The 596-nt window shown below is 59.7% G+C and carries 1 protein-coding gene; it reads right to left on the reverse strand.

The genetic code is table 11. The features are described from left to right. Nucleotides 1-152 precede the first annotated feature (152 nt). Complete coding sequence (locus GO606_RS00635; protein ID WP_169120950.1) at nt 153-539, reverse strand: helix-turn-helix domain-containing protein; 387 nt, start codon at nt 537-539, stop codon at nt 153-155. Nucleotides 540-596 lie beyond the last annotated feature (57 nt).

Below are 596 nucleotides of genomic sequence, written 5' to 3' on the forward strand. Positions count from 1 at the left end.
ATTTTTCGGCACCGCGTCGGGCACCCGCTCACCGCGCAGGGCACGGCCGTAATGACGAGTCATCGCAATGTTCACGCCCGATTCATCGATGAAGCACAATCGTGACGGGGGATGTTGGGCCACCTCCTCCCGATAAGCCGCGCGCGCTTCAATTACCGAGTCGGCGTCACGTTCCGTCGCATGGAGCGTCTTTTTTTTCGCGACAGTTGCATCTGCTTGAGCACCCGACACAGTCGGGGCAAGCCGATAGGAATGTCCAATTCGGTCTTCAGGCGCTGCGCCAACTCGTTGAGCGTCAGATCGGACTGCGTGTGCAGCCACTGCGCCAGACGCTGTCGCGCGGCTTCATCCAGACGCGATCGCTTTCCGCCGGCGTGCGGCTTTGGCGCCACTGCTCCGGTGCTTCGCAGCCGCATGAAAAGCTTCTCGACAAACGAGATACTGACGCCAAAAAGCTCGGCTACTTGGCGCTGTGAACCCACCCCGCGCTCGTACGCATCGACCACTTTCTGGCGCAAATCAATTGAGTAAGGTGCCATTGCCAGACGACCACGCTGGCCGCACTTTGGTTCCTTCTACGCAAAGCAAAACCGCTC

The sequence above is a fragment of the Aromatoleum anaerobium genome, from assembly GCF_012910705.2.
Taxonomy (GTDB): Bacteria; Pseudomonadota; Gammaproteobacteria; order Burkholderiales; family Rhodocyclaceae; genus Aromatoleum; species Aromatoleum anaerobium.

What these genes read in the sequence shown, in the direction of transcription:
- GO606_RS00635 (WP_169120950.1), bottom strand. Translation starts at nt 539, where the DNA reads ATGGCACCTTACTCAATTGATTTGCGCCAGAAAGTGGTCGATGCGTAC.